We start from the raw sequence: 1,806 nt of genomic DNA on the forward strand, positions 1-1,806 counted from the left end.
TATCCAGAGCGTGGACAAAGGCCAGGGTGAGGCCTGCCGCGCGCTGGGCATGAGCTACGCGAAGTCCATGGCCCTGGTGGTGGTTCCGCAAGGAGTCCGCCGGGTCCTGCCAGCGCTGGTGAACCAGTTCATCGCGATCGTCAAGGACTCCTCGCTGGTTTATTTCCTGGGCCTGCTGGTCACGGAACGCGAGCTCTTCCGCGTGGGCCAGGACGCCGCCGTGCTTTCCGGCAACCTCTCGCCCCTGGTCATGGCCGGCATCTTCTACCTGCTGATCACGGTTCCGCTGACCCATCTGGTCAATTACTTCGATAACCGCTTCCGCACCGGCCGACGCCGCCCCGCCGCACCCAGCAGCGGTCTCAAGGAAGTCAAAGAACTCGCCGCGGCTTCACCGCTGACCACCGGGAGCAACACATGAGCCTCGCCAGCAACACCGCAAGCAGCACCAACACCGCCAGCAATGCCAAAGAATCAGTCCCGGACATCGAGACGTTCCACGGCTCCAGCCTGGAACTGCAGAACCTGACCATGGCCTACGGCGACGTCGAGGTGCTCCGCAATGTCAGCCTCAACGTCGCCCCGGGCACCACCACCTGCATCATCGGGCCCTCCGGCTCCGGCAAATCCACTCTCCTGCGCGGCGTCAACCGGCTTCACGAACCCAAGAGCGGGGACGTGCTCCTGGCCGGCGAGAGCGCCCTGCAGGTCAAACCGGACCTCCTGCGCAGCCGCATCGGCATGGTGTTCCAGCACTTCAACCTCTTCCCGGACCACACCGCCCTCGAGAACGTGGCGCTGGCCCTCTGGAGCGTCAAGGGCATGCCCAAGGCCGAAGCCAGGGAACGCGCCCGGCGCCGCCTAGCCGAGGTCGGTCTTGCCGAACGCGCCGACCACCGCCCCCGCGACCTCTCCGGCGGACAGCAGCAGCGCGTCGCGATTGCCCGAGCCCTGGCCATGGAACCGGAAGTCATGCTCTTCGACGAGGCCACCAGCGCCCTGGACCCGGAACTGGTCAAGGGCGTGCTGAACCTCATGGCAGGCCTGGGCCGCCGCGGCATGACCATGCTGGTGGTCACGCACGAGATGGGTTTTGCCCGCAAAGTCGCCGACCAGGTTGTCTTCATGGACGAAGGCGAGGTCGTCGAGTCCGGCACGCCCGCCGACCTCTTCGACAACCCGCAAAGCGAACGCCTCCAGCGATTCCTCTCGGAAGTGCTCTGATGGAGACCCTGAAGGGAAACACCGCGGCAGCACCCATCCGCACCGCCGTCGTGGGGTTCGGCATCTCGGGCAAAGTCTTCCACGCACCGCTGATCGCGGCGGATGCCAACTACTCGCTGGACGTGATCGTCACGGCGGATCAGGACCGCGCCTCGGAGGCGGCAAGGCTCTACCCGGACACCCGGATCGTCCCGACGCCGGAGGACCTGTTTGCGCTGTCCGGTGACCTCGATCTGGTGGTCCTCGGAACGCCACCGCTGACCCACTTCGACCTCGCCGCAACGGCCATCGCCCATGGCCTCCACGTGGTGGTGGACAAACCGTTCGTCACCACGCCGGGCCAGGGGCAGGAGCTCATCTCCCGGGCGGCCGACGCCGGCGTGCAGCTCACGGTATTTCAGAACCGGCGCTGGGACGCCGATTTCCTGACGCTTCAGAAGCTTATCGGGGAAGGAGCGCTGGGCGAGGTCCGCAGCTTCGAGTCGCGCTTCGAATGGTGGCGGCCGGAGGGCTTCGGAAACTGGCGGGACACCGCCGCCGTGCCCGATGGCGGCGGCATCCTCAACGACCTCGGTGCCCACC

General features: G+C 66.6%; 3 protein-coding genes. All 3 read left to right on the top strand.

Features of this window, described 5'->3' with window-relative positions:
- Positions 1-421: ABC transporter permease subunit (locus LQV45_RS29630; protein WP_230010694.1), on the top strand; the 421-nt coding region annotated here is incomplete at its 5' end.
- Entirely contained in the window at positions 418-1,224 is an 807-nt protein-coding gene (locus LQV45_RS29635; protein WP_290370353.1) for an amino acid ABC transporter ATP-binding protein, read from the top strand. The genes LQV45_RS29630 and LQV45_RS29635, both read left to right, overlap by 4 nt.
- On the top strand, positions 1,224-1,806 hold a 583-nt coding region (locus tag LQV45_RS29640), incomplete at its 3' end, for a Gfo/Idh/MocA family oxidoreductase (RefSeq protein WP_230010696.1). The genes LQV45_RS29635 and LQV45_RS29640, both read left to right, overlap by 1 nt.

The organism is Microbacterium sp. Bi128 (assembly GCF_918698205.1).

What these genes read in the sequence shown, in the direction of transcription:
- LQV45_RS29635 (WP_290370353.1), top strand. Translation starts at nt 418, where the DNA reads ATGAGCCTCGCCAGCAACACCGCAAGCAGCACCAACACCGCCAGCAAT.